This is a genomic window from Janthinobacterium sp. SUN026 (assembly GCF_030397625.1).
Lineage (GTDB): Bacteria > Pseudomonadota > Gammaproteobacteria > Burkholderiales > Burkholderiaceae_D > Janthinobacterium > Janthinobacterium kumbetense.
Genome location: NZ_JAPQNU010000001.1, coordinates 904,973 through 925,304 on the forward strand (window position 1 = coordinate 904,973; position 20,332 = coordinate 925,304).

Annotated in this window: 20 protein-coding genes; 11 read left to right on the top strand and 9 right to left on the bottom strand. The window is 59.4% G+C overall.

Going from position 1 to position 20,332, the window contains the following annotated elements; all coding sequences use genetic code 11:
• Window positions 1-92 precede the first annotated feature (92 nt).
• On the bottom strand, window positions 93-1,808 hold the full coding sequence (locus tag OX459_RS04160; RefSeq protein WP_289903929.1) for a methyl-accepting chemotaxis protein: 1,716 nt from the start codon (window positions 1,806-1,808) through the stop codon (window positions 93-95).
• A gap of 122 nt (window positions 1,809-1,930) precedes the next feature.
• The gene (locus OX459_RS04165; protein ID WP_289903930.1) at window positions 1,931-3,004 is read right to left on the bottom strand and encodes a patatin-like phospholipase family protein; all 1,074 of its coding nucleotides are present in this window, start codon (window positions 3,002-3,004) and stop codon (window positions 1,931-1,933) included.
• 203 nt (window positions 3,005-3,207) lie between these two features.
• On the opposite strand from OX459_RS04165, the gene OX459_RS04170 reads away from it, so the two are divergent.
• Window positions 3,208-4,086 carry a hypothetical protein gene (locus OX459_RS04170; RefSeq protein WP_289903931.1) on the top strand — a complete coding sequence of 293 codons (879 nt, stop codon included), beginning with the start codon at window positions 3,208-3,210 and terminating at the stop codon, window positions 4,084-4,086.
• 75 nt (window positions 4,087-4,161) lie between these two features.
• Here OX459_RS04170 and tal read toward each other — a convergent pair whose 3' ends face one another.
• On the bottom strand, window positions 4,162-5,097 hold the full coding sequence (tal, locus tag OX459_RS04175; RefSeq protein WP_086146874.1) for a transaldolase: 936 nt from the start codon (window positions 5,095-5,097) through the stop codon (window positions 4,162-4,164).
• A 207-nt stretch (window positions 5,098-5,304) separates the two neighbouring features.
• On the opposite strand from tal, the gene OX459_RS04180 reads away from it, so the two are divergent.
• From OX459_RS04180 to OX459_RS04205, 6 genes are all read left to right on the top strand, one after another.
• Entirely contained in the window at window positions 5,305-8,178 is a 2,874-nt protein-coding gene (locus tag OX459_RS04180; protein ID WP_289903934.1) for a type VI secretion system Vgr family protein, read from the top strand.
• Window positions 8,179-8,191: 13 nt separating this feature from the next.
• Entirely contained in the window at window positions 8,192-9,121 is a 930-nt protein-coding gene (locus tag OX459_RS04185) for a DUF4123 domain-containing protein (protein ID WP_289903935.1), read from the top strand.
• 40 nt (window positions 9,122-9,161) lie between these two features.
• Window positions 9,162-9,617, top strand: a complete 456-nt coding sequence (locus OX459_RS04190) for a DUF3304 domain-containing protein (protein ID WP_289903938.1) — start codon at window positions 9,162-9,164, stop codon at window positions 9,615-9,617.
• Window positions 9,618-9,763: 146 nt separating this feature from the next.
• Window positions 9,764-10,219, top strand: a complete 456-nt coding sequence (locus OX459_RS04195; protein WP_289903939.1) for a DUF3304 domain-containing protein — start codon at window positions 9,764-9,766, stop codon at window positions 10,217-10,219.
• A complete protein-coding gene (locus tag OX459_RS04200; protein WP_289903940.1) occupies window positions 10,155-12,389 on the top strand; it encodes a DUF2235 domain-containing protein in 2,235 nt (744 codons plus the stop codon). Before OX459_RS04195 ends, OX459_RS04200 begins: the two co-directional genes overlap by 65 nt.
• A gap of 67 nt (window positions 12,390-12,456) precedes the next feature.
• Entirely contained in the window at window positions 12,457-13,080 is a 624-nt protein-coding gene (locus OX459_RS04205) for a DUF3304 domain-containing protein (RefSeq protein ID WP_289903941.1), read from the top strand.
• Between the two features lie 101 nt (window positions 13,081-13,181).
• Here OX459_RS04205 and OX459_RS04210 read toward each other — a convergent pair whose 3' ends face one another.
• On the bottom strand, window positions 13,182-13,457 hold the full coding sequence (locus OX459_RS04210) for a hypothetical protein (RefSeq protein ID WP_289903942.1): 276 nt from the start codon (window positions 13,455-13,457) through the stop codon (window positions 13,182-13,184).
• Here OX459_RS04210 and OX459_RS04215 point away from each other — a divergent pair.
• The gene (locus OX459_RS04215; protein ID WP_289903943.1) at window positions 13,456-14,079 is read left to right on the top strand and encodes a DUF3304 domain-containing protein; all 624 of its coding nucleotides are present in this window, start codon (window positions 13,456-13,458) and stop codon (window positions 14,077-14,079) included. The genes OX459_RS04210 and OX459_RS04215 overlap by 2 nt on opposite strands.
• A 155-nt stretch (window positions 14,080-14,234) precedes the next feature.
• Here OX459_RS04215 and OX459_RS04220 read toward each other — a convergent pair whose 3' ends face one another.
• Window positions 14,235-14,459 (bottom strand): hypothetical protein, encoded by a 225-nt coding sequence (locus OX459_RS04220; RefSeq protein WP_289903944.1) that lies wholly within the window; start codon window positions 14,457-14,459, stop codon window positions 14,235-14,237.
• On the opposite strand from OX459_RS04220, the gene OX459_RS04225 reads away from it, so the two are divergent.
• Complete coding sequence (locus OX459_RS04225; RefSeq protein WP_289903945.1) at window positions 14,458-15,081, top strand: DUF3304 domain-containing protein; 624 nt, start codon at window positions 14,458-14,460, stop codon at window positions 15,079-15,081. The genes OX459_RS04220 and OX459_RS04225 overlap by 2 nt on opposite strands.
• 140 nt (window positions 15,082-15,221) lie before the next feature.
• On the opposite strand, the gene OX459_RS04230 is transcribed toward OX459_RS04225, so the two are convergent.
• Window positions 15,222-15,461: a hypothetical protein gene (locus OX459_RS04230; protein ID WP_289903946.1), complete on the bottom strand. Its 240-nt coding sequence runs from the start codon at window positions 15,459-15,461 to the stop codon at window positions 15,222-15,224.
• On the opposite strand from OX459_RS04230, the gene OX459_RS04235 reads away from it, so the two are divergent.
• A complete protein-coding gene (locus OX459_RS04235; RefSeq protein WP_289903947.1) occupies window positions 15,460-16,080 on the top strand; it encodes a DUF3304 domain-containing protein in 621 nt (206 codons plus the stop codon). The genes OX459_RS04230 and OX459_RS04235 overlap by 2 nt on opposite strands.
• Before the next feature lie 164 nt (window positions 16,081-16,244).
• On the opposite strand, the gene OX459_RS04240 is transcribed toward OX459_RS04235, so the two are convergent.
• The 3 genes from OX459_RS04240 to OX459_RS04250 form a co-directional block, all read right to left on the bottom strand.
• Complete coding sequence (locus OX459_RS04240; protein ID WP_034750862.1) at window positions 16,245-17,099, bottom strand: SIS domain-containing protein; 855 nt, start codon at window positions 17,097-17,099, stop codon at window positions 16,245-16,247.
• Between the two features lie 210 nt (window positions 17,100-17,309).
• Entirely contained in the window at window positions 17,310-18,782 is a 1,473-nt protein-coding gene (zwf, locus tag OX459_RS04245; protein WP_289903948.1) for a glucose-6-phosphate dehydrogenase, read from the bottom strand.
• Window positions 18,783-18,878: 96 nt separating this feature from the next.
• Window positions 18,879-19,172, bottom strand: coding sequence for a hypothetical protein (locus tag OX459_RS04250; protein WP_289903949.1), 294 nt, complete (start codon window positions 19,170-19,172; stop codon window positions 18,879-18,881).
• A 171-nt stretch (window positions 19,173-19,343) separates the two neighbouring features.
• Here OX459_RS04250 and OX459_RS04255 point away from each other — a divergent pair, with 171 nt between their 5' ends.
• Window positions 19,344-20,297: a chemotaxis protein gene (locus OX459_RS04255; protein WP_070281275.1), complete on the top strand. Its 954-nt coding sequence runs from the start codon at window positions 19,344-19,346 to the stop codon at window positions 20,295-20,297.
• Window positions 20,298-20,332: the final 35 nt, after the last annotated feature.

The window sequence follows — 20,332 nt, forward strand, 5'->3', positions numbered from 1 at the left end:
ATTGCTGCCGGTGGTGCGCCATGCCACCTGAAACAAGTATCCTCGCGCGCCAGGGCGCTGTCAAACCCTTTCACCTGGCGCCGCCGTCAGCCTTAAAACTCTTCCCAATCCTGCTCGCCCGCCACCTGCGCCTGGGGCTTGCGTGCAGGTGGCGCGCTCCGGGCCGCGCTGCCTGGCTGCCTGGCGGGTGTGCTCCTGGCCGCCGGCTTGGCCAGTTGGGCGGCGGCCGGCCGCGCGGCGCGTACCGCCGCCGCGGCCATGTGTTCGAGCTGGAAGCCGGCCGCCACTTGCGCCAGGCGCGCCGCCTGGTCCTGCATGCTTTCGGCGGCGGCCGCCGCTTCCTCCACCAGGGCCGCATTTTGCTGCGTCACCTGGTCCATCTGCGCGATGGCCTGGTTGACCTGGTCGATGCCCATGCTTTGCTCGGCGCTGGCGGCAGTGATCTCGGCCATGATGTCGGTGACCCTGCGCACGCTGTCGACCACTTCGCCCATGGTGTTGCCGGCCTGCTGCACCAGCCGCGTGCCGTTGTTGACCTGCTCCACCGAGTCGCCGATCAGGGTCTTGATTTCGCGCGCCGCCGCCGCCGAGCGCTGCGCCAGGCTGCGCACTTCCGTGGCGACGACGGCAAAGCCGCGTCCCTGTTCACCGGCCCGGGCCGCTTCGACGGCCGCGTTCAAGGCCAGGATATTCGTCTGGAAGGCGATGCCGTCGATGACGCCGATGATGTCGACGATTTTCGTCGATGCCGTGTCGATGGCGCCCATGGTGTCGACCACCTGGCTGACGATGCTGCCGCCCCGTTCGGCCACGCCGGAGGCGGCCACCGCCATCTGGTTGGCCTGGCGCGCATTGTCCGCATTCTGCTTCACGGTGCTGGTCAGTTCTTCCATCGACGACGCCGTCTCTTCCAGCGAACTGGCCTGCTGTTCCGTGCGCGCCGACAAATCCTGGTTGCCGGCGGCGATTTCGCCAGACGCCGTGGCAATCGCATTGGTGCCCGTCTGCACTTCCGACACCACCTTGCGCAGTGCCTCGTTCATGCCGTGCAGCGCGCGCATCAGGTCGCCGATTTCATCGCTGGCAGGCGTGCCGAAATGCGTGCGCAAGTCGCCGTTCGCCACCGTTTCGGCCACCTTCACGGCGGCCTTCAACGGTTGCGTGATCGAGCGCGTGATCAGCCAGGCGCAGACGCTGCCCAGGGCCACCACCAGCGCGCACAGGGTCAGCAGCAGGGTGAAGCTGCGTTCGTTGGCCGCCTCGATGGCTTGCGCCGTGGCGTCGATGGCCTGGCGCTGCTGCGCCAGCAGGGCCTTGACGTTGTTCTGGTAATTGGTGGCGGCCGGCGCAAAGCTGTCGCGGTAGGTGCTTTCCGCCTGCGCCGCATTGCCCGCCTTGCGCGCATTCATGACCAGGGTCTTGGCATCCTGGTATTTGACGCGCTCGGCGATGGACGACTTGAAGATGGCTTTTTCTGCATCGCTGTCGAGCAGCGCCTCGATTTTCTTCAGCAGTTCGCTGCCCTGTTTCGTGCTGTCGGCGATGGTGTCGGCAAATACGTTCGACAGCGTTTCATCGGTGCTCCTGGCGATCATCGAAGTGCGTGCGATGGCCGAGTAAATCAGCACGTACCAGTCCGATACGAGGCGTTCCTTGGCCAGCGGCTTTTCCATCATTTGCCGCGTCGCTTCGGCATTCACGTGGGCGCTGTACAGCGCGTACGAGGTGGAGATCACGGACAGCAGCAGCACCAGCGCGAAGCCTGCAGCCAGGCGCGTGCCGATACGAAGGTGGGAGAGGGCGTGCATGGTCGGAACTCCTGTCGCAGAGGGATTGAAGGTTGCCTGTGCGACATAGTATGCACTGATAAGTGACCAATAGGCGAGGGAAAAGCGCGCTTGTTTTGGCGCCTGTTGCAGTCTCGCCCGTGCTACAGATCGAGCGCCTGGCGCAGGTCCGGCTGCTCGGCCCAGCGGGCGAAGGCGGCCGCCATGCGCTCGCTTTCCGCGATGGCGCGGCGCCAGTCGCGCATGCGCGCCGCGTGGTCTTGCCCGTAATGGGCGAAGTCGCGCCGGTCCGGCAGCTTGCCGTTGGGCAGGCTGGCCACGAAGGCGGGCGAGGGCGAGACGAGGATCATGTTGTCGAGCGCGCTATCGCCGCTGCGCGCGCGGCGCCAGGGCATGGCCTTGTCCAGCCAGCCCGGCACGATATGGTCGGCAAAATGCGGGTACAGCACCAGGTCCGGTTCGCGCTGGTAGGGCAGGTGCAGATGGTAGTCGACCAGGCCGCCATCCCAGTAGCGCCCCGGCGGCGCGCCGGCGATGTCCGTGACCGCGTCGAGCACCAGCGGGATGGAGCCGGAGGCCAGCAGCGCGTCGCGCAGGTTGTCTTGCGCCAGCGGCACGAAATGGGATTGAAAGGCGTCGAAGCGCGAGCGCAGCCAGCTGGCGCCGTCCGGCCCCGCATGGAACACCGCGCGCTCGAGCGACGCGGCCAGGCGCGCGCGCGCCACGGCATTGCCGGCGGCCGCCAGCAGAAAGCCGCGCCGGTCGCGCCATTTGCCCGGCTGCGCCAGCGCGCCGATGCCGCGCACGGCCAGCACGGACAGGCTGTGCTGGCCGTGCTGCAGCAGCTGCGCATCCTGGCCATCGAGGACGGCGTCGAGCAGGGCGCGGCAGGTGCGGCTGACGTGTGCCGCATCGGGTTTGTCTGGGTAGCGCTGGCCCACGTATTCGCGCACCAGGCGGCGCTGCGCTGCCACTGGGTCGGGAAATACGGCGGCGGCCATGCGCCAGGCGCCGATCGAGGCGCCGACGAAGTGGCGCGGGCGCGGCGCTTGCGCCAGGAAGTCGCCGAACAGCCAGCAATCGAACTGGTGCAGGATCAAGCCTTTCGGCCCGCCCGCGGCGGCAGGGACGATGGCGACGTCAAGCGCGCGCAAGCCGTTGTCGGCGATGCGGGCACGGGCGCGGCGGCCTAGGCGGATGGTGATCGGTGATTGCATGCGTAGTTGTTGACGGCGTATGGCCAGCTATTTTACCGCCAGCGTGGCGTCACGACACAGTCGCGCTCGTTATAGTCACATTGTTAGTATTAATAAATTTCTTTAAGGCAACCATTCTCTTGAGAAATGTTGCATAATATTGGACGTTGAATTTTTGGCATGTGCCAAGGATTCCTTATGTCTTGCTTTTTTATCGGAATCGTATGCAACTGAATCACGCTTTTGTTTTGACCCTGATCGCCGGCTCTCTCGTTGCCTGTGGCGGTGGCGGCTCGTCCTCCCCAACTGACCCGGTAGTCGCCGTGAATCCACCCGTGACGCCTGTGGCACCTATTGCCCCGCCAGTGGTGCCTGTTGCGCCGCCAGTGGTACCTGTCACGCCGACGGCCACTGGCGAAAACACGGGCACCGTCAGCGCCCGTTTCGTCAATGGCGACAACAGCCGTTTCATCTTTACGTCGATCGGCTTGCAGAGCAGTGGCAAGGCCAGCCTGGTGGTACAGGATGCCTCCGGTGCCTTGAGCACTATCGGCGGCATTTTCCTGACGGGCAACCCGTCCGTGACGCGTGAAATCAGCGGTGACGCCGCCTTCGCGCAGGGCCGCTGGTTCAAGGGCGCGTTCAGCTATAGTTCCGGTGCCACGACCTTGACCGGCAACAATGCCAGCGCACATTACGTCGCCTATAACGTGCTCGCCGCACTGCCAGCGACCGGCACGTTGACCTGCGATGCGGGCGCGTTCACGGCGCCGAGCTATACGGGCGGCAACAGCGTCTCGTCGAGCGCTTACTTCGGCACGGCCAGCGGCACGGCCAGCGTCTCGTTCGATGCCTCCGGTGCCAAGGTGGCGCTGTCCATCGACGCCAGCGCCGGCGGCAGCACGGGCAAAGTAACGGCTTCCACCAGCATGGGCTCGGCGGCGTCCAGCAGCATCACCGGCAACTATCTGTCGAGTGGTACGGGAGCGCAGCTGATGCTGGGCGACGGCGGCGCTGGCCGTTATCTGCTGATTGCCGCTTACAAGGCGCAGCTGGCGAATGGCGCCAATTACCAGGGCATGGCGACATTCCGCTGCTCCTGATCGCGCGGGCATGAAAAAGCGGCGTCCGTGCACTGCACGGCGCCGCTTTTTTTTCGTCCGTCGTAATTATCGCGATTAGCGCAGTGCCGCGATCATCTGTTTCAGCTTGCCGGAGTCGACGCAGAAGGCGCGGATGCCTTCTGCCAGTTTTTCCGTCGCCATCGCGTCTTCATTCATCATGAAGCGGAAGGCTTCTTCGTTCAGCGACATTTGCACGATGTTGGTCGATGGCGCCGCTTCGGCGCTCAGCTTGCGCTCCACCGGCGCATCGCTGTCGGCCAGCTTTTGCAGCAGGTCGGGGCTGATGGTGAGCAGGTCGCAGCCGGCCAGTTCGAGGATTTGCGACGTATTGCGGAAGCTCGCGCCCATCACCTCGGTCTTGTAGCCGAACTTGCGGTAGTAGTTGTAGATGCGGCGGACCGACTGCACGCCCGGGTCTTCCGCGCCCATGTAGTCGATGCCCGTCGATTTCTTGTACCAGTCGTAGATGCGGCCGACGAACGGCGAAATGAGTTGCGCGCCCGCTTCGGCGCAGGCGATGGCCTGGGCCAGCGAGAACAGCAGGGTCATGTTGCAGCGGATGCCTTCTTTTTCCAGGATGGCGGCGGCGCGGATGCCTTCCCAGGTGGAGGCAATCTTGATCAGCACGCGTTCGCGGGCAATCCCCGCGTTCGAATACAGGGCGATCAGGTCGCGGCCCTTGGCCACCGTGCCTTCCGTGTCGAACGACAGGCGGGCATCGACTTCGGTGGAGACGCGGCCGGGGATGGTTTGCAGGATTTCCACGCCAAAGGCGATCAGCAGGCGGTCGATGATTTCCGCGGTGGAGGCATTCGGATGGTCGCGCACGGCCTTTTCCAGCAGCGGCTTGTATTCATCCTTTTGCACGGCCTTCAGGATCAGCGACGGATTCGTCGTCGCATCGCGCGGCGTGTAAGCCTGGATCGATTGGAAGTCGCCGGTGTCGGCCACCACGGTAGTAAATTGCTTCAGTTGTTCGAGTTGGTTCATGGCTGCACGGGAAAGAGTGAATGGGCTTGCCGGAGTATTGTACCGAATCCCTTGCCCGAAGCAGCGACTATTGTCTTGCCCGCGCACTCCTTGTTCAATTGAATCTTGCTTTTTTAAGAACTCGCGCATAATTGCCTGGACTTGTTTATTTTGCACATTGTTTTGACAAGTAATGTGCGATGCCACTTTCCAGATGAAGAGCATCCTTTGACACAAGATATCGTTAGCGCGGTAGCCGCCTTCAATGGCGCGACGCGCCTGTATGCATTGGCCATCGGCGACGACGGCCAGGACAGCGGTTTGCTGGTCGAAGCCTTTGCCGCCGATGAACGGCTGCAGGAGCTTGGCGCGCGCGAGATTATCGCCTTGTCCACGAATGCCGATGTTGCGCTGGCCTCCTTGCTGGGCCAGCCGGCCAGCCTGCAAATCTGCCTGGCCGACGGCACGCGCACGCAGTTTTCCGGCTATATCAGCGCAGCGGCCATGCTGGGCAGCAATGGCGGCCTGGCGCGCTACCGGCTGCGCATCACGCCCTGGCTGTGGCTGCTGACGCAAGTGCGTAACAGCCGCGTATGGCAAGATCGGAGCGTGACGGCCATCGTCGACGAGGTATTGCAAGCCTATGCGCCGCTTGCCCTGTGGCAATGGAGCGACGAGGTGGCGCAGTGCATGCAGCAGGCGGGAGAGCGCAGCTATTGCTGCCAGTACCGGGAATCGGACTTCGATTTCGTGCGCCGGCTGCTGACGGAAGAGGGCATCGCCTGGCGCTTCGACGCGCACACACTGATTTTGTTCGCCGACAGCAGCCAGCCCTGCGCCACGCCCGAGGATGCCAGCAGCGCGCAAGGCGGCGGCTTGCGCTTTCATGGCGCCAGGGCCGGCGAAGCGAGCGACAGCGTGCAGGCGTTGTGCGCGCGGCGCAGCCTGCACGTCGGGCTGAGCAGCGTGCTGAGCTACGATTACAAGGCGAAGAAGGCGGTCACCGCCAGCGTGCCGACGAATATGGCCATCGGCGGCCAGCATGCGCCGGTGCTGGAAAGCTACGATACGCCGGGCCAGTACTGGTATGCGAATGGCGCGCAGGCACAGCACTATGCCGCGTTGCAGATGCAGGCCCGCGAAGCGCGCGCCCAGTTGTGGCAGGCGCGCTCGACGGTACGCACCTTGCGCGCCGGCACGCGGTTTACCCTGACGCAGGGACCGTTGCCGCAGGCCGATGGCGCCGCGTCCGACTATGTCGTGCTCCGGGTGGCCAGCATCGGCATCAACAACCTGCCGGCGCCCTCCTCCCAGGCGCTGGCTGAACTGTTCGGCCCGGTGCCCGAACTGCTGGACGAAGCCATGCCCGGGCTGGGCGACGGCTTTGCCGACTTTGCCGCCGCGATTGCGCAGGCGCAAGCCAGCGGTTACGCCAACTGCATCGAGATGATCGCCGCGGCGACGCCATGGCGTCCTGTACATGGCGACAACGACGCGCGCCACCATCCGGAGCCGACGGCCCGCGGCAGCCAGAGCGCCATCGTCGTCGGTGCCGACGGCAGCGCCAGCGCCAGCGGCGGCAGCGAGATCCATTGCGACAAGCTGGGCCGGGTGCGCATCCGTTTCCACTGGCAGCAGGAGGGCGGCGCCACCTGCTGGATACGCGTGGCGCAGCGCTCGGCAGGCGGCGGCATGGGCAGCCAGTTCCTGCCGCGCATCGGCCAGGAAGTGCTGGTGCAATTCCTGGAAAACGATATCGACCGCCCCATCATCGTCGGCGCCCTGTACAACGGGCAGGGCGAGGGCGGCGTCGCGCCCTCGCCGGGCGGCGTCGCGCCCTCGCCGGGCGGCATCACGGACAAGCCCGCGGATGCCAGTGTCTTCGAACCGGCGCGCGACCATGCGCCGTCGGCGCAGGGCAACGTGGCCGGCGGCAACAGCCCGGTCTGGCATGGCGCGGCCGGCGGCAGCGCCGGCCACCGCAACGGCGCGGCGCAATGGGGTATCCGCAGCAAGGAATTCGGCGCTGCCGGCTACAACCAGTTGCTGTTCGACGATACCGACCAGCAGGGGCGCATCCAGCTCAAGAGCAGCCATGCGGCAAGCGAACTCAATCTTGGCCACCTGATCCATGCGGCCGACAATTACCGGGGCAGCCTGCGCGGCACGGGCGCCGAGCTGCGCACCGACGCTTACGGCGCCGTGCGGGCCGGCGCCGGGCTCCTGATTTCCAGCTACCTCGTCAATCACGACGCGCAGGCGCGCGATCCGGCCGGCGACAATGCGCCGGGCATGGTCTTGCTCAAGCAGGCGGCCAAGCTGGGTGCAACCTTCAGCGCCGCCGCCGTCACGCACAAGACGGTCGCGTATGCCAGCCACCTGGGGCCGGCCAAGGCGAATGCCAGCGTGCTCGACGAAAAGGCGGCGCCCTTGCCGGCGTTTTTGACCAGCGTTTCCGGCATGCTGAGCCAGGACGATACGGCCGCCGCCAGGCGCGACGCGGCGGGCAAGCCGACCAGCCCCGGCGATGACAAGTTGCCGCACAGCAGCGACGCCATCATCGCCATCGCCGCCCGCGCCGGTCTGGGCGTGCTGGCGGGCCAGGATATCCAGCTGGCGAACGGCGAAACCACCTCCTTGATGAGCGGTCTGGACACCCAGTTCGTCGGCGGCGGCCAGCTGCGTGTGCACAGCGGCCAGGCCATCGGCGCCCTGGCCGGCGTCGTCAAGGCGGGTGAGAACAATATGGGCCTGCAATTGATCGCCGCCAAACAGGCCATCGACCTGCAGGCGCAGGCCGACGTGCTCAACGTGCAGGCGCGCGAGGAAGTCAACATCGTCAGCGCCGCCGCGCACATCGACTGGGCGGCGGCGAAAAGCATCCGCCTGTCGACGGCGGGCGGGGCGAACATCACGATCGAGGGCGGCAACATCACCGTGCAGTGTCCCGGCAAGATCACGGTGCATGCCGGCAAGAAGAGTTTTACGGGGCCAGAACGGCTCGCTTATCCATTGCCGGCGCTGCCTGCCAGCGTCTGCAAGGCGTGCCTGCTGGCGGCGTTGCGTAGCGGCAGCCCGTTTGTCACGCCCACGGCAGCCTAGAAAAGGAATCCTGATGTACTTTGCCATCGATCTTCCTGACCCTGCGGTTCCAGCGCAGATCGCGCAGCACCTGCAAGCCTTGCGTGAGGAGGCGACGGTGGCGAACGGCGGCCAGCCCTTGCACTTGCTGGCGCTGCTGGACGGCGCCTGCGATGAGGAGTTTTTCACCAAGCGCTACCCGAGCCGCTTGCGGCGCCAGTCGCTGTATGCGCACACCTCGCTGCAAAACTTCAAGAGTGCCGCACCGCATTTAATGGCGGCGCCACAGGCAAGCAGCGAGCAGGCCGAGTGGCTGCAGCGCCTGTTCTCGCTGTGCGCGGGCAAGCCCATGCTCAGCATCATCGCCAGCACGCTTGATATCGACCGGCTGGAACAGCATCTGCGCCCCTATTTGATTGCCATTACGCCAGATACCGTCGAATGGCCCGTGCGCTGGGCCGATAGCCGCACATTGCCGGCCTTGCTGGCGGCCTTGACGCAAATCCAATATGCGCATTTGCTGAGCCCCATCTACCGCTGGTGGTCGCTGCAGCGCGATGGTTCCCTGATCAGTTGGCAGGGCGAGGCGCAGCCCAGTCCCGTCCCGGCGGAGTTTGACAAATTTCCGCTCAGTGACGCCGCCTTTGCCGCCTTGGTGAATATCGCCGAAGCCGACGCCATCCTGGCCAATCTGCATGATGTACAGCCGGACCTGTTTCATTCCGGCACCCCGGCCCAGTGCCACGCGCGCGTGGCGCGTCATTTACTAGTGGCAAGCGCCAGCGGCATCGAGGCGGCAGGCCAGCGTCAGCATTTCAGCGCCCTGGCCTTGATGCTGGCCGATGATTTTACCTTGCATCCTGCGATGGCCAGCATGTTGCGGCGGACGCGCCAGGGGGCGAATTACCAGTCCGAACTCGACACGCTGCCCGACGATTTCTGGCAGGCGCGCTCGGCTGCCTAGCCTTGTTCCTTCAACTGCCTATTTTTATAAAAGGAAAATCATGAAATGGATTATGTATCTTGGCGCTGCCTTGCTGCTGAGCGGCTGCGCGTTTAAGGCCAGGCAGGCTGAGCAAGTTGGCCCAACTCCTACCGCGACGGCGCAGGTGGGTATTGTCAACCATACGGGGAAGTATATTTATTCCGCGTCAGTGGATGGGGCCGGAGGAGCCAATATGGCCAGATGGGGGGCGGGGGGGGCAGAAATCTGTTGCGCCTCTATCCCGAGAGTGTGGTATCCGGGAATGATGGTTCTGGTGCGGTGGGATATGCCAGAAGAACATACGCATATTGTCAAAGAAAAAATGGTGGAAGTGGAAAAATACGATGAAACAGGAAGTATTTATATCCATTTTTTCCCAAACGACGAAGTTAGGGTTGTGGTTTCAGTTTATCCCGGATATAGCACTGCTCATCCGATACGTCACTATGGAAAGCCGGGAAATATCAATCCTTAGAGGTTTATTGCGATCAATGAAACTCCACTCTTGCACATTTTCCTGGTTTTTCTTAAACCATTTGCGACGCGTGGGAGTTCTATGTTTTCTATTGTCATATGTGGCAGTAAAATGAAAAATGGCGTGGTATTTTTTATAAGGTGCAAATGATGAAATGGATTATTTATCTTGGTGCGGCCTTGCTGCTGAGCGGCTGCGCGTTTAAGGCCAGGCAGGCTGAGCAAGCTGGCCCAAGTCCTACCGCGACAGCGCAGGTGGGTATTGTGAATCATACCGGGAATTTCATTTACTCCGCGTCGGTGGATGGGGCCGGAGGTGCGGATATGGCCAGATGGGGGGCGGGGGGGGCAGAAATCTGTTGCGCCTCTATCCCGAGAGTGTGGTATCCGGGAATGATGGTTCGGGTGCGGTGGGATATGCCGGATGGACTAAAACATATTATTAAAGAAAAAATGGTGGAAGTGGAGAAATATGATAGGCCAGGAGATATCTATATGCATTTTTTTCCCAATGACGAGGTGAGAGTGGTTGTGTCAAATGTGGACGGCCATAGTAAAAATCATCCTATTTTTCATTCCGGAAAACCTGCCAATATTCCTTGATATTATGATCAGCGAAACTCCCAATTCCGCGCCGTTTCCCATCGATTTTTTTTTGAATCCGTCGACGAAAGAACAATCAAAAATTGCGAAGGAGGCATGTGCTAATAAAGATGGCGCGCCGTGCAGTATTCCAGTGAGGGTTGGGCTTTTCTTTGATGGAACCAATAATAACTTGGAACGCGATAGAAATGGGGTTAGAACGGGCGTGCTCGACCCTAAAACAAAGAAGCCTATTCCTATAAGTAATGCTGTAGTTGACGCCAATAGCGCCAGTCATAGCAATGTGGCGCGGCTATTTTCGAGTTTTCCATCTGATAAGCGGGATGCCGGTTATTTTCGATATTATATTCCTGGCGTCGGAACGCCATTTAAGGAAATTGGTGAATTGACTGAGTCGGACGAGGGGAAGGCTTTTGCCAAAGGAGGGCAGCCGCGTATTATATGGGGGTTGTTGCAGGTTTTAAATGCAGTTCATCTGACTGTTGTTGGTAAGTTAATGTATGAATCAGATGAGGCTGGCGAACTTGCCCGTACTTATGATAATGCCGTAGGCCACAAAAAGGTACCGCATCCCTCAACCGGCAGGGAGCGCTTCATGACCCACTCGGACTGGTTCGCTGAGCATATTGAAAAACTCAAAGTGGCGGTGGCGGCACAACCCAAGCCGCATATTCCATCGCTGACCTTGTCGGTGTTCGGTTTTTCGCGTGGCGCCGCCGAGGCGGTGGCGTTTTGCCAGCTGTTTGCCGATTTGCTCACGCCACGCGAAGGTAAGGTGCAGGAGTTTGCCGGCATCCTCGCCAGCATCGATTTTCTTGGCGTATTCGACACGGTGGCAACCGTGGGCAGCTCGGCGTCTGTAGCGAAAACCACGATCGCGCCTGGCGCGATGTTCGATGGTCATTGGGCCTGGGCCAACGAATTGCTCAAGCCGCTGCCTCGCTGCGTTCAGGCAGGCCTGCATTGCATTGCCACGCATGAGCAGCGCATGAATTTTCCTGTCACGCGCCTGACAGGGAAAATCGAGGAAGTATATTTTCCTGGCGTGCACTCCGACGTGGGAGGCGGCTATGGTCCGGGCGAGCAGGGAAAGGGGCGTGGCGGACAAGCGGCCTTGCTGTCGCAAATCCCGCTGGCACATATGTTCAAGGAGGCGCGCCTCAAGGGTGTACCTTTGAGGCCGTTCAGCGAACTCGAGGCTACGGTACAAGTTGATTTCCAGGTCAGTCAAGAGCTTGCCAAGGCATGGGAAGCTTATACCGCCGAGCTTAACAAGCAAGGCGGCTTGCTGAGCAAGCATATGGAACTGTATTACCGCTGGCGCGCCGTGCGCGTCAAGACCCTGGAAGCCACGGCCAGCTTCAATGCGGCCAACGCGCAAGAGCGGGAGGATCTGGGTTCCTACAACCGCTTGCTGGCAGGCGATCTGGAAGCGCTGCGCGCACGCAAAGCCTTTCGGCATGGCGATGAGGATAAACCGTTCAGCGCCCGGGATATTGCGCGCATCAATCACTGGCAATACTATCGCGCGCAAAATCATACACCGCTGGATGACTGGGAAGCTTGGGCGCTCGACATATTCGATCACCCCAAACCACTGCCGCCCGAAGTGATGCGTTTTTTTGACGACTATGTACACGATTCCCTGGCCGGATTCTATATGGCGGGCGAAGTGACGGAATACGATAAACGGGCCAAGATCGCCTCGTTCGCCGATAAACCGCCTGAAGAAGGCTTTTATAAACGCGCGTATGAACTGAGCCGAAAGACCGAAGTTGCGCAATTGAAACAGAAGAATGGCGAAGCATTGACGCCGGAAGAGGACGCACTGGTCAAGGAAGCGCAGTACGGCACCCCCTATCCAATCCGTACGGATGCCGACAGCGCCGACATGCGCAGTGCGGTGATCACCACGCAAACCTATACGCGTCGCGAGGGTGGCGGCTATATCTTGCGCCGTGGCTACTACCCGCAAAGCGGCTTTTTCCGGAAAAGCGTGCACGAGAAGGAACTGCAACGCATGCCGACGGCCGGCATCCAGGCGGAAGAAACACCCGAAAAATTCGTGTGGAGTGAAAACTTAACACAGGATATTGCGCAAGCCAAAGCCGATGAAGAGATTTACCTGGCGCAGCAGCGCTATGCAACGCGGATCGAGGCGCTCGCATAGAGCGTGATTTCAGCGCTGCTGGAGCCGGGTAGATTCATTTGGCGATTTTATAGATAGCGATGACATCATGACGACGTTGCTCAAGCACCATTGCTGGCGAGGCCTCTTGCTGGCTGCATGTTTACCCGGCGTCGCCATGGCCGCGAGCATTCAGGCGCTGAATTATTCTGCGCGCGAAGTCGATTACATCGCGGTTGAAAATCCTGGCAATCCCAACAGTGGCGGCGGTGGCGATTCGATCCGTCCATACGGGCAGGGCGGATCGATATGCTGTTTCAGCGTGCCGGAAAAGTGGCATGCGGATTTGAAGGTGGTGGTGCTCTATCAGTTGTCCCCGGACCCGACCTTTCATCGCGAGACGGTCAGTGTTCCACCGTATCCGGATGGGAAGGGAGGTGATATCTGGCTGATTGTCTATGAAGATGGCAGCGTGGGCGCCGTGGTGTCGCTTTACGGACCGAGCCGGCCGGAGTGGCCGGGAAAAATCAAGGGGTATCCGGTACCGACGAAGGAGTATCAGGCACAGCGTCGTAAGGCAAAAATAGAATTGGAAAGAAAATGGTTAGATACTATGGAAAAAGGATTGGAACGTAATAGTAATAAGATGACGGCCACTGAAATTGATGAATTAAAGGATGTAATTGAATATAAGAAGAAACTCATTCAGAGCCTTGAGGGAATGCATCCATGACTGAATTTTTTGCTGCTAGTTATTCTGCTGAAAAAATGAGTCAGCAGATTCATCTAAGTTTTTTGATGACGAGACAGAACTGAAAATATTAGGTGATTTAGTCAAAAAAGGGAATTTCCCACCCCAGGCTTTCCCCTAGATGCGATGCGAATCCAATTTTCGGTTTCTTTTTTGACGGCACCAACAATAATATGGAGCGGGACGTGCCGTTTCACTCGCACAGCAATGTGGCGCGCTTGTATCGTGTATTTCCCGGTGGTAAAGATACGCATGGCAGTGACGTTTGGCAATGCAAACTGGATGCGCAACTGACCGTTAGCAATGGCGCCAAGGTACGCGCTCTGAGTCTTGGCATTGATGCATAGGGATGAAATCATGAATACCTTACTCAAGCACCATTGCTGGCGAGGCCTCTTGCTGGCCGCGTGTTTCCCCGGCCTCGCCATGGCCGCGAGCATCCAGGCGCTGAATTATTCTCCGCGCGAAGTCGATTACATCGCGGTTGAAAATCCTGGCAATCCCAACAGCGGCGGCGGTGGCGATTCGATCCGTCCATACGGGCAGGGCGGATCGATATGCTGTTTCAGCGTGCCGGAAAAGTGGCATGCGGATTTGAAGGTGGTGGTGGTCTATCAGCTGTCCCCGGACCCGACCTTTCATCGCGAGACGGTCAGCATTCCACCGTATCCGGATGGGAAGGGAGGTGATATCTGGCTGATCGTCTATGAAGATGGCAGCGTGGGCGCCGTGGTGTCGCTTTACGGACCGAGCCGGCCGGAGTGGCCGGGAAAAATCAAGGGGTATCCGGTGCCGACGAAGGAGTATCGGGATGAGCGTCGAAAGGAAAAGATAAAAAGAGAAAAGGCTTGGTTGAACGCTATGGAGAAGGGTTTGACAGAGGATACTAGTGCGTTGTCAAATGATCAGATTATTGGTATTAAAGATTCCATTGATCGAAAGAAAAGTCTTATAAAATATCTTGAGGATATAAAACCATGACGGCATTTTTTTGCTGATATTTATCCCGCTAATAAAAATGTCCCAACGGGTTTAATTTGGTTTTTTGACAGGAAAAAAGAACTGTCAAAAATTGAAAAAATTACTGAAAAAGAGAATTCCCTTCCATAGGATTTCCTCCCTCATGCGATGCGAATCTATTTTTCGGCTTCTTCTTCGACGGCACCAACAATAATATGGAGCGGGATGTGCCGTTTCACTCGCACAGCAATGTGGCGCGCTTGTATCGTGCATTTCCTGGCGATGAAGATACGCATGGTAGTGACGTTTGGCAATGCAAACTGGATGCGCAACTGACCGTTAGCAATGGCGCCAAGGTACGCGCTCTGAGTCTTGGCATTGATGCATAGGGATGAAATCATGAATACCTTACTCAAGCACCAACTATGGGGAGGCCTCTTGCTGGCCGCATGCTTACCCGGTATCGCCATGGCCGCGAGCATCCAGGCGCTGAATTATTCTTCGCACGAAGTCGATTACATCGCGGTTGAAAATCCTGGCAATACCAACAGCGGCGGCGGTGGCGATTCGATCCGTCCATACGGGCATGGCGGATCGATATGCTGTTTCAGCGTGCCGGAAAAGTGGCATGCGGATTTGAAGGTGGTGGTGGTCTATCAGTTCTTCCCGGACCCGACCCTGCATCGCGAAACGGTCAGCATTCCGCCGTATCCGGATGGGAAGGGAGGTGATATCTGGCTGATTGTCTATGAAGATGGCAGCGTGGGTGCCGTGGCGTCGCTTTATGGACCGAGTCGGCCGGAGTGGCCTGGAAAAATCAAGGGGTATCCGGTGCCGACGAAGGAGTATCGGGATGAACGCCGCAAGGAAAAGATAAAAAGAGAAAAGGCTGTTCTACATTCTATGGAGAATGCATTAGATGGCGATGTGAGCGACCTAACTCCTGTAGAGTTGATGAGATTGAAGGGGGCAATTGAATATAGTAAAAAGCTTATTAATTTTCTTGAGGAAAATGATAAATGACTGCTTTTTTTGGTTGATATTTATCCAGCCATAAAAAATGACCCTTCTGATTTCATTGCTTTTTTAATGCGAAAAATGAAAAACAAGTTCTTGGCGATTTTGCAATGGGCCGTGAATGCCCACTTCCAGGTTTCCCTTCGTCATGTGATGTCAATCTGTTTTTCGACTTCTTTTTCGACGGTGCCGATAATAATATGAAACGGGATCTGGCTTTTCATTCTCATAGCAATGTGGCGCGCTTGTATCGTGCATTTCCCGGTGGTAAAGATACGCATGGCAGTGACGTTTGGCAATGCAAACTGGATGCGCAACTGACCGTTAGCAATGGCGCCAAGGTACGCGCTCTGAGTCTTGGCATTGATGCATAGGGATGAAATCATGAATACCTTACTCAAGAGGCAACTATGGGGAGGTCTCTTGCTGGCCGCGTGTTTACCCGGCCTCGCCATGGCTGCGAGCATTCAGGCGCTGAATTATTCTGCGCGCGAAGTCGATTACATCGCGGTTGAAAATCCTGGCAATACCAACAGCGGCGGCGGTGGCGATTCGATCCGTCCATACGGGCAGGGCGGATCGATATGCTGTTTCAGCGTGCCGGAAAAGTGGCATGCGGATTTGAAGGTGGTGGTGGTCTATCAGTTGTCCCCGGATCCGACCTTTCATCGCGAGACGGTCAGTGTTCCACCGTATCCGGATGGGAAGGGAGGTGATATCTGGCTGATCGTCTATGAAGATGGCAGCGTGGGTGCCGTGGCGTCGCTTTACGGACCGAGCCGGCCGGAGTGGCCGGGAAAAATCAAGGGGTATCCGGTGCCGACGAAGGAGTATCGGGATGAGCGTCGCAGACAAAAATTGAAGAGGGAAAAAGCGACCTTACTTACGTTGGAAAGGGTGTTGTTACGTGACATCAATATTTTGTCAGTTGAAGATATAAAGGAGACTCAAGAAATTATTGAATTCCAAAGAAAACTCATCCAAAGTCTGGAAGGAAATCCATGACTGCTTTTTAGCCGAAAGCTATTCTGTTGACAAAATTGATCCATCTGACAAAGACCGTTTTTTTTGACGGAACTGTTGAGATGAAAGAAATTGTGAAATTAATACGCCTTGATGCCTGTCGCACAAAGCAGAGGCTCCAGCGAGGCTGGAGCCGATGGGGGGGGTCAGCCGATGAAGGAGTCGAATTGCATGTCGAATTCCTGCAGCGCCTTCTGCGCGTTCTGCATCTTCTTGCGGAATTCCGGGCCCCGTTGCAGGGCCAGGCCCACGGCCAGTACGTCGATCACCACCAGGTAGGCCAGGCGGGCGGAAATCGGGGTGTAGGGGTCGGTGTTGAAGACCAGATCGATCGGGATCAGGACGGTCGCCAGGTCGGCCAGCGGCGTGCCGGATGGGGCCAGAACGACGACGTCGGCGCCGCCGCGGCGCGCCAGTTTCACGGAGCGGACCAGGGCGGGGCTGTTGCCGCGCTGCGAGATCGCCACCAGGCAGTCGCCGCCGCGCAGCAGGGCTGCGGCGATGCTGTGGATGTTCGGGTCGCTGTAAGCCACCGTCGGCACGCCCGAGCGGAAGAACTTGTGCTGCGCGTCGGCCGCCACGATGCCCGACGTGCCCTGGCCATAGAATTCGATCTTGCTGGCGCGCGACAGGATGTCGAGCGCGCGCTGGATCGCTTCCGGGTTCAGGTTGTTGCGCAGGTCGAGCAGGGTGTTGATCGAGCGGCTGCAGATTTTATTCACCAAGTCGGCAGCCAGGTCGTCCTGCGCCGGCTGCTCGTTCGCGCCCGGCATGGCCAGGGCCAGGCCCTGCGCCAGCTTCAGCTTGAATTCATGCCAGCCGTCGTAGCCCAGAGTGCGGCAAAAGCGCACCACGGTCGGTTCCGACACCTGCGCGCTTTTCGCCAGCGCCGTGATGTTCTGGCTGACCGTCTGGTTAGGCTGGTCAAGCACGGCCAGGGCGACCTTCTTCTCCGACTTGGAGAGCGAATCGAGCTGGGTGCGGATGGAATCAAGCAGCATTAAATTAGTCTTCTGTTTTCGGGAAGCGGTGAAGCAGGGGTTTCGCAGAGCACCGCTCCGCGCCTGCGTAACGGCCTGTCCATGCAGGGGCAGGCTCCTTGCGTTGCCAAACTAGTCTTCTGGCAGGGGGGGGCATGGGTTTCGTGGAGCACCGCTCCACGCCTGCGTAACGGTCTGGCCTTGCAAGGCCAGACTCCTTGCGCTTCCAAACTAGTCTTCAGGAAGCGCCTCTTCACGCCACTGCAAGCCATCGCGGCCGATCAGGGCGCTGGCGGCCGCGGGGCCCCAGGTGCCGGCCGTGTAGGGGATCGGCGCGCTGTCATTCTGTTCCCAGTTGTCGAGAATCGGCTCGACCCATTCCCAGGCAGCTTCCAGTTCGTCGCCGCGCATGAACAGGGTCAGCTGGCCGCGCAGGACGTCGAGCAGCAGGCGCTCGTAGGCATCCATGCGCGGGGTCTTGAACGATTCGCGGAAATCGAGTTCCAGTTCCGCCGGTTTCAGACGCATGCCGTCGCCCGGGGTTTTCGCCATCAGGTTCATGCGCAAGCCTTCGTCCGGCTGCAAGCGGATCACCAGACAGTTCGGCTGGAAGCTGGACGTCGGCTGGTTGAAGATCGAGTGCGGAATCTGCTTGAAGCGCACGACGATCTCGGCCAGGCTGTCGGCCATGCGCTTGCCCGTGCGCAGGTAGAACGGCACGCCGGCCCAGCGCCAGGTGTCGATTTCCGCCTTCAGCGCAACGAAGGTTTCGGTGCGCGAGTGTTCCGGCGCGTCCGGCTCGTCGCGGTAGCTCGGCACGGTGGCGCCATCGACGTGGCCGGCGCGGTACTGGCCGCGCACGATGTTCTGCGCCAGGGTGGTAGGCGTGAATTTTTTCAGCGAGCGCAACACTTGCAGTTTTTCATCGCGCACGGCGTCCGGCGCGATCGAGGTCGGCGGCTCCATGGCGACGATGCACAGCAGTTGCAGCAAGTGGTTTTGCAGCATGTCGCGCAGCGCGCCCGAGGTGTCGTAGTAACCCATGCGGTTGCCCACGCCCAGCTTTTCGGCGATGGTGATCTGCACGTCGGAAATCCATTCGCGGCGCCACAGCGGTTCGAACAAGATGTTGCCGAAGCGCAGGGCCAGCAAGTTCTGCACGGTTTCCTTGCCCAGGTAATGGTCGATGCGGTAAATCTGCGATTCCTGGAAGACCTTGCCCACTTCGGCATTGATCTGCTTGGCGCTGGCCAGGTCGCGGCCCAGCGGCTTTTCCAGGACCACGCGCGAATTTGGCGTCACCAAGCCGTTGTCTTTCAGATTGTCGCAGATGAGGGCGAACAAATGCGGCGGCGTCGCCAGGTAGTACACGCGCGTCAGGTCGGCATCGCCGCGCAGCGCTTCGACCAGCGGCGCGTACGTGGCCGCATCGCTGGCGTTGAGCGACACATACACGATGCGCGCGCAGAATTTGCTCCACGTAGCGGCATTCAGGGTGCTGGCCTTGATGTGGGGACGCGAGTTGGTCTCTACCATTTTCAGGAAGGCATCCTGGCCGCTGTCCTGGCGGCCCACACAGATGATGCGCGCCGTCGGCGGCAAATCGTTCGCGACGTCGCGCGCATACATTGCAGGCAACAACTTGCGCATTGCTAAATCGCCGCTGCCGCCAAACAGGACCAGGTCAAAATCGGTAAGTGCCATAAGTGAGTGTCGTCGCAAAAGTAAAAGGGCCGGAGCGGGGAGGAAGCCGACCGGAAGTGCCAGTCTGTCGCTACTATAATCGATGGTGTAAATTTACTACGTAGAACAGGCAATTGCAAGAAATTTTACTACATTCCCTCCGCTGCCGTCGCCATTTTGCCCGGTATGCATGCTAGCGATGCCGGCATGGCCATTATATGCCGTTCGCCGGCGCTGGCGCAGCGTCCCGCTTTTCATTGGCTTTTCAAAGCAACCATGGTTGCCAGGGAAATTTTCGATTCTCTCCATCATCATTTGCGCTGTAGCAACAAGCAAATCAAGAAATACTGTCAGGATCGCTGTTGGCAGCGTAAAGTAGCTTTGAAGAAAGTAAAAAACCGTATAATTCAAGCTCGAATCGATAGCAACTATTGGTTGTAAGAAATTGTACGATATACACTGCACCGCTAGCGCCGGCCATGCCCCGAACCCGCCATCCGACGTCCATGCGACGTGCAGTCCGCACTGTCCGCAGCATCAGGGCAGGCGACTTAACTTTACAAGACGGCTCAAGGGGACACAATGAATTCAATGCAGCAAGATGTCGATGAACGCACCAGCCTGACAGGCAATAACAAATTCGAACTGTTCCTGTTCAAGCTGGGCACCAGTGATCACTCGACCAGCCGCGAACTATTCGGCATCAATGTGTTCAAAGTCCGTGAAATCATGGAAATGCCGGCCATCACGGCCGTAGCCGGTTCGCACCCCCACATGCTGGGCGTGGTCAACATCCGTGGCCAAATTGTGCCCGTGATCGACTTGCCGATGGCGGTCGGCTGCAAGAGCAATGGTTTGAAGATCCTGATGGTGACCGAATTTGCCCGCTCGACACAGGCGTTTGCCGTGGAAGAGGTCGATGAAATCGTGCGCCTGGAATGGAATCAGGTGCTGTCGGCCGAATCGAGCGTCGGCGGCGGCCTCGTCACCAGCATCGCGCGCCTCGATGGCGACACGGACAAGACGCGTCTGGCCCAAGTGCTTGATGTGGAACAAATCCTGCGCAACGTGCTGCCGTCGGGCGACCCGGATGTGGACGAGAACAGCATCGGCCCGCAAGTGCGCTTGCCGGCCGGCGCCGTGATCCTCGCGGCCGACGATTCCTCGCTGGCCCGTTCGCTGATCGAGAAGGGCCTCGAAGCGATGGGCGTGCCTTTCATCATGACCAAGACGGGCAAGGAAGCGTGGGAGCGCCTGCAGGCGATCTCGGCCCAGGCCGCCACGGAAGGCAAGACGGCGAAAGACAAGGTTGCGCTGGTGCTGACCGACCTGGAAATGCCGGAAATGGATGGCTTTACCCTGACGCGCAACATCAAGAACGATGGCCGCTTCGCCAACATCCCTGTGGTGATCCACTCGTCGCTGACGGGCTCTACCAACGAAGACCACGTCAAGGGCGTGGGCGCCGATGGTTATGTCGCCAAGTTTGTGGCGGCTGAACTGGCGGAGACGATCCGTAAAGTACTGGCGCGCTGATTCGCGCGCTCGCATGTGAAAAAGCGCCGGTACCC

What these genes read in the sequence shown, in the direction of transcription:
- OX459_RS04195 (WP_289903939.1), top strand. Translation starts at nt 9,764, where the DNA reads ATGATGAAATGGATTATTTATCTTGGTGCGGCCTTGCTGCTGAGCGGC.
- zwf (WP_289903948.1), bottom strand. Translation starts at nt 18,782, where the DNA reads ATGGCACTTACCGATTTTGACCTGGTCCTGTTTGGCGGCAGCGGCGAT.
- OX459_RS04165 (WP_289903930.1), bottom strand. Translation starts at nt 3,004, where the DNA reads ATGCAATCACCGATCACCATCCGCCTAGGCCGCCGCGCCCGTGCCCGC.
- OX459_RS04255 (WP_070281275.1), top strand. Translation starts at nt 19,344, where the DNA reads ATGAATTCAATGCAGCAAGATGTCGATGAACGCACCAGCCTGACAGGC.
- OX459_RS04220 (WP_289903944.1), bottom strand. Translation starts at nt 14,459, where the DNA reads ATGATTTCATCCCTATGCATCAATGCCAAGACTCAGAGCGCGTACCTT.
- OX459_RS04225 (WP_289903945.1), top strand. Translation starts at nt 14,458, where the DNA reads ATGAATACCTTACTCAAGCACCAACTATGGGGAGGCCTCTTGCTGGCC.
- OX459_RS04190 (WP_289903938.1), top strand. Translation starts at nt 9,162, where the DNA reads ATGAAATGGATTATGTATCTTGGCGCTGCCTTGCTGCTGAGCGGCTGC.
- OX459_RS04170 (WP_289903931.1), top strand. Translation starts at nt 3,208, where the DNA reads ATGCAACTGAATCACGCTTTTGTTTTGACCCTGATCGCCGGCTCTCTC.
- OX459_RS04235 (WP_289903947.1), top strand. Translation starts at nt 15,460, where the DNA reads ATGAATACCTTACTCAAGAGGCAACTATGGGGAGGTCTCTTGCTGGCC.
- OX459_RS04205 (WP_289903941.1), top strand. Translation starts at nt 12,457, where the DNA reads ATGACGACGTTGCTCAAGCACCATTGCTGGCGAGGCCTCTTGCTGGCT.
- OX459_RS04230 (WP_289903946.1), bottom strand. Translation starts at nt 15,461, where the DNA reads ATGATTTCATCCCTATGCATCAATGCCAAGACTCAGAGCGCGTACCTT.
- OX459_RS04240 (WP_034750862.1), bottom strand. Translation starts at nt 17,099, where the DNA reads ATGCTGCTTGATTCCATCCGCACCCAGCTCGATTCGCTCTCCAAGTCG.
- OX459_RS04215 (WP_289903943.1), top strand. Translation starts at nt 13,456, where the DNA reads ATGAATACCTTACTCAAGCACCATTGCTGGCGAGGCCTCTTGCTGGCC.
- OX459_RS04200 (WP_289903940.1), top strand. Translation starts at nt 10,155, where the DNA reads ATGTGGACGGCCATAGTAAAAATCATCCTATTTTTCATTCCGGAAAAC.
- OX459_RS04160 (WP_289903929.1), bottom strand. Translation starts at nt 1,808, where the DNA reads ATGCACGCCCTCTCCCACCTTCGTATCGGCACGCGCCTGGCTGCAGGC.
- tal (WP_086146874.1), bottom strand. Translation starts at nt 5,097, where the DNA reads ATGAACCAACTCGAACAACTGAAGCAATTTACTACCGTGGTGGCCGAC.
- OX459_RS04185 (WP_289903935.1), top strand. Translation starts at nt 8,192, where the DNA reads ATGTACTTTGCCATCGATCTTCCTGACCCTGCGGTTCCAGCGCAGATC.
- OX459_RS04210 (WP_289903942.1), bottom strand. Translation starts at nt 13,457, where the DNA reads ATGATTTCATCCCTATGCATCAATGCCAAGACTCAGAGCGCGTACCTT.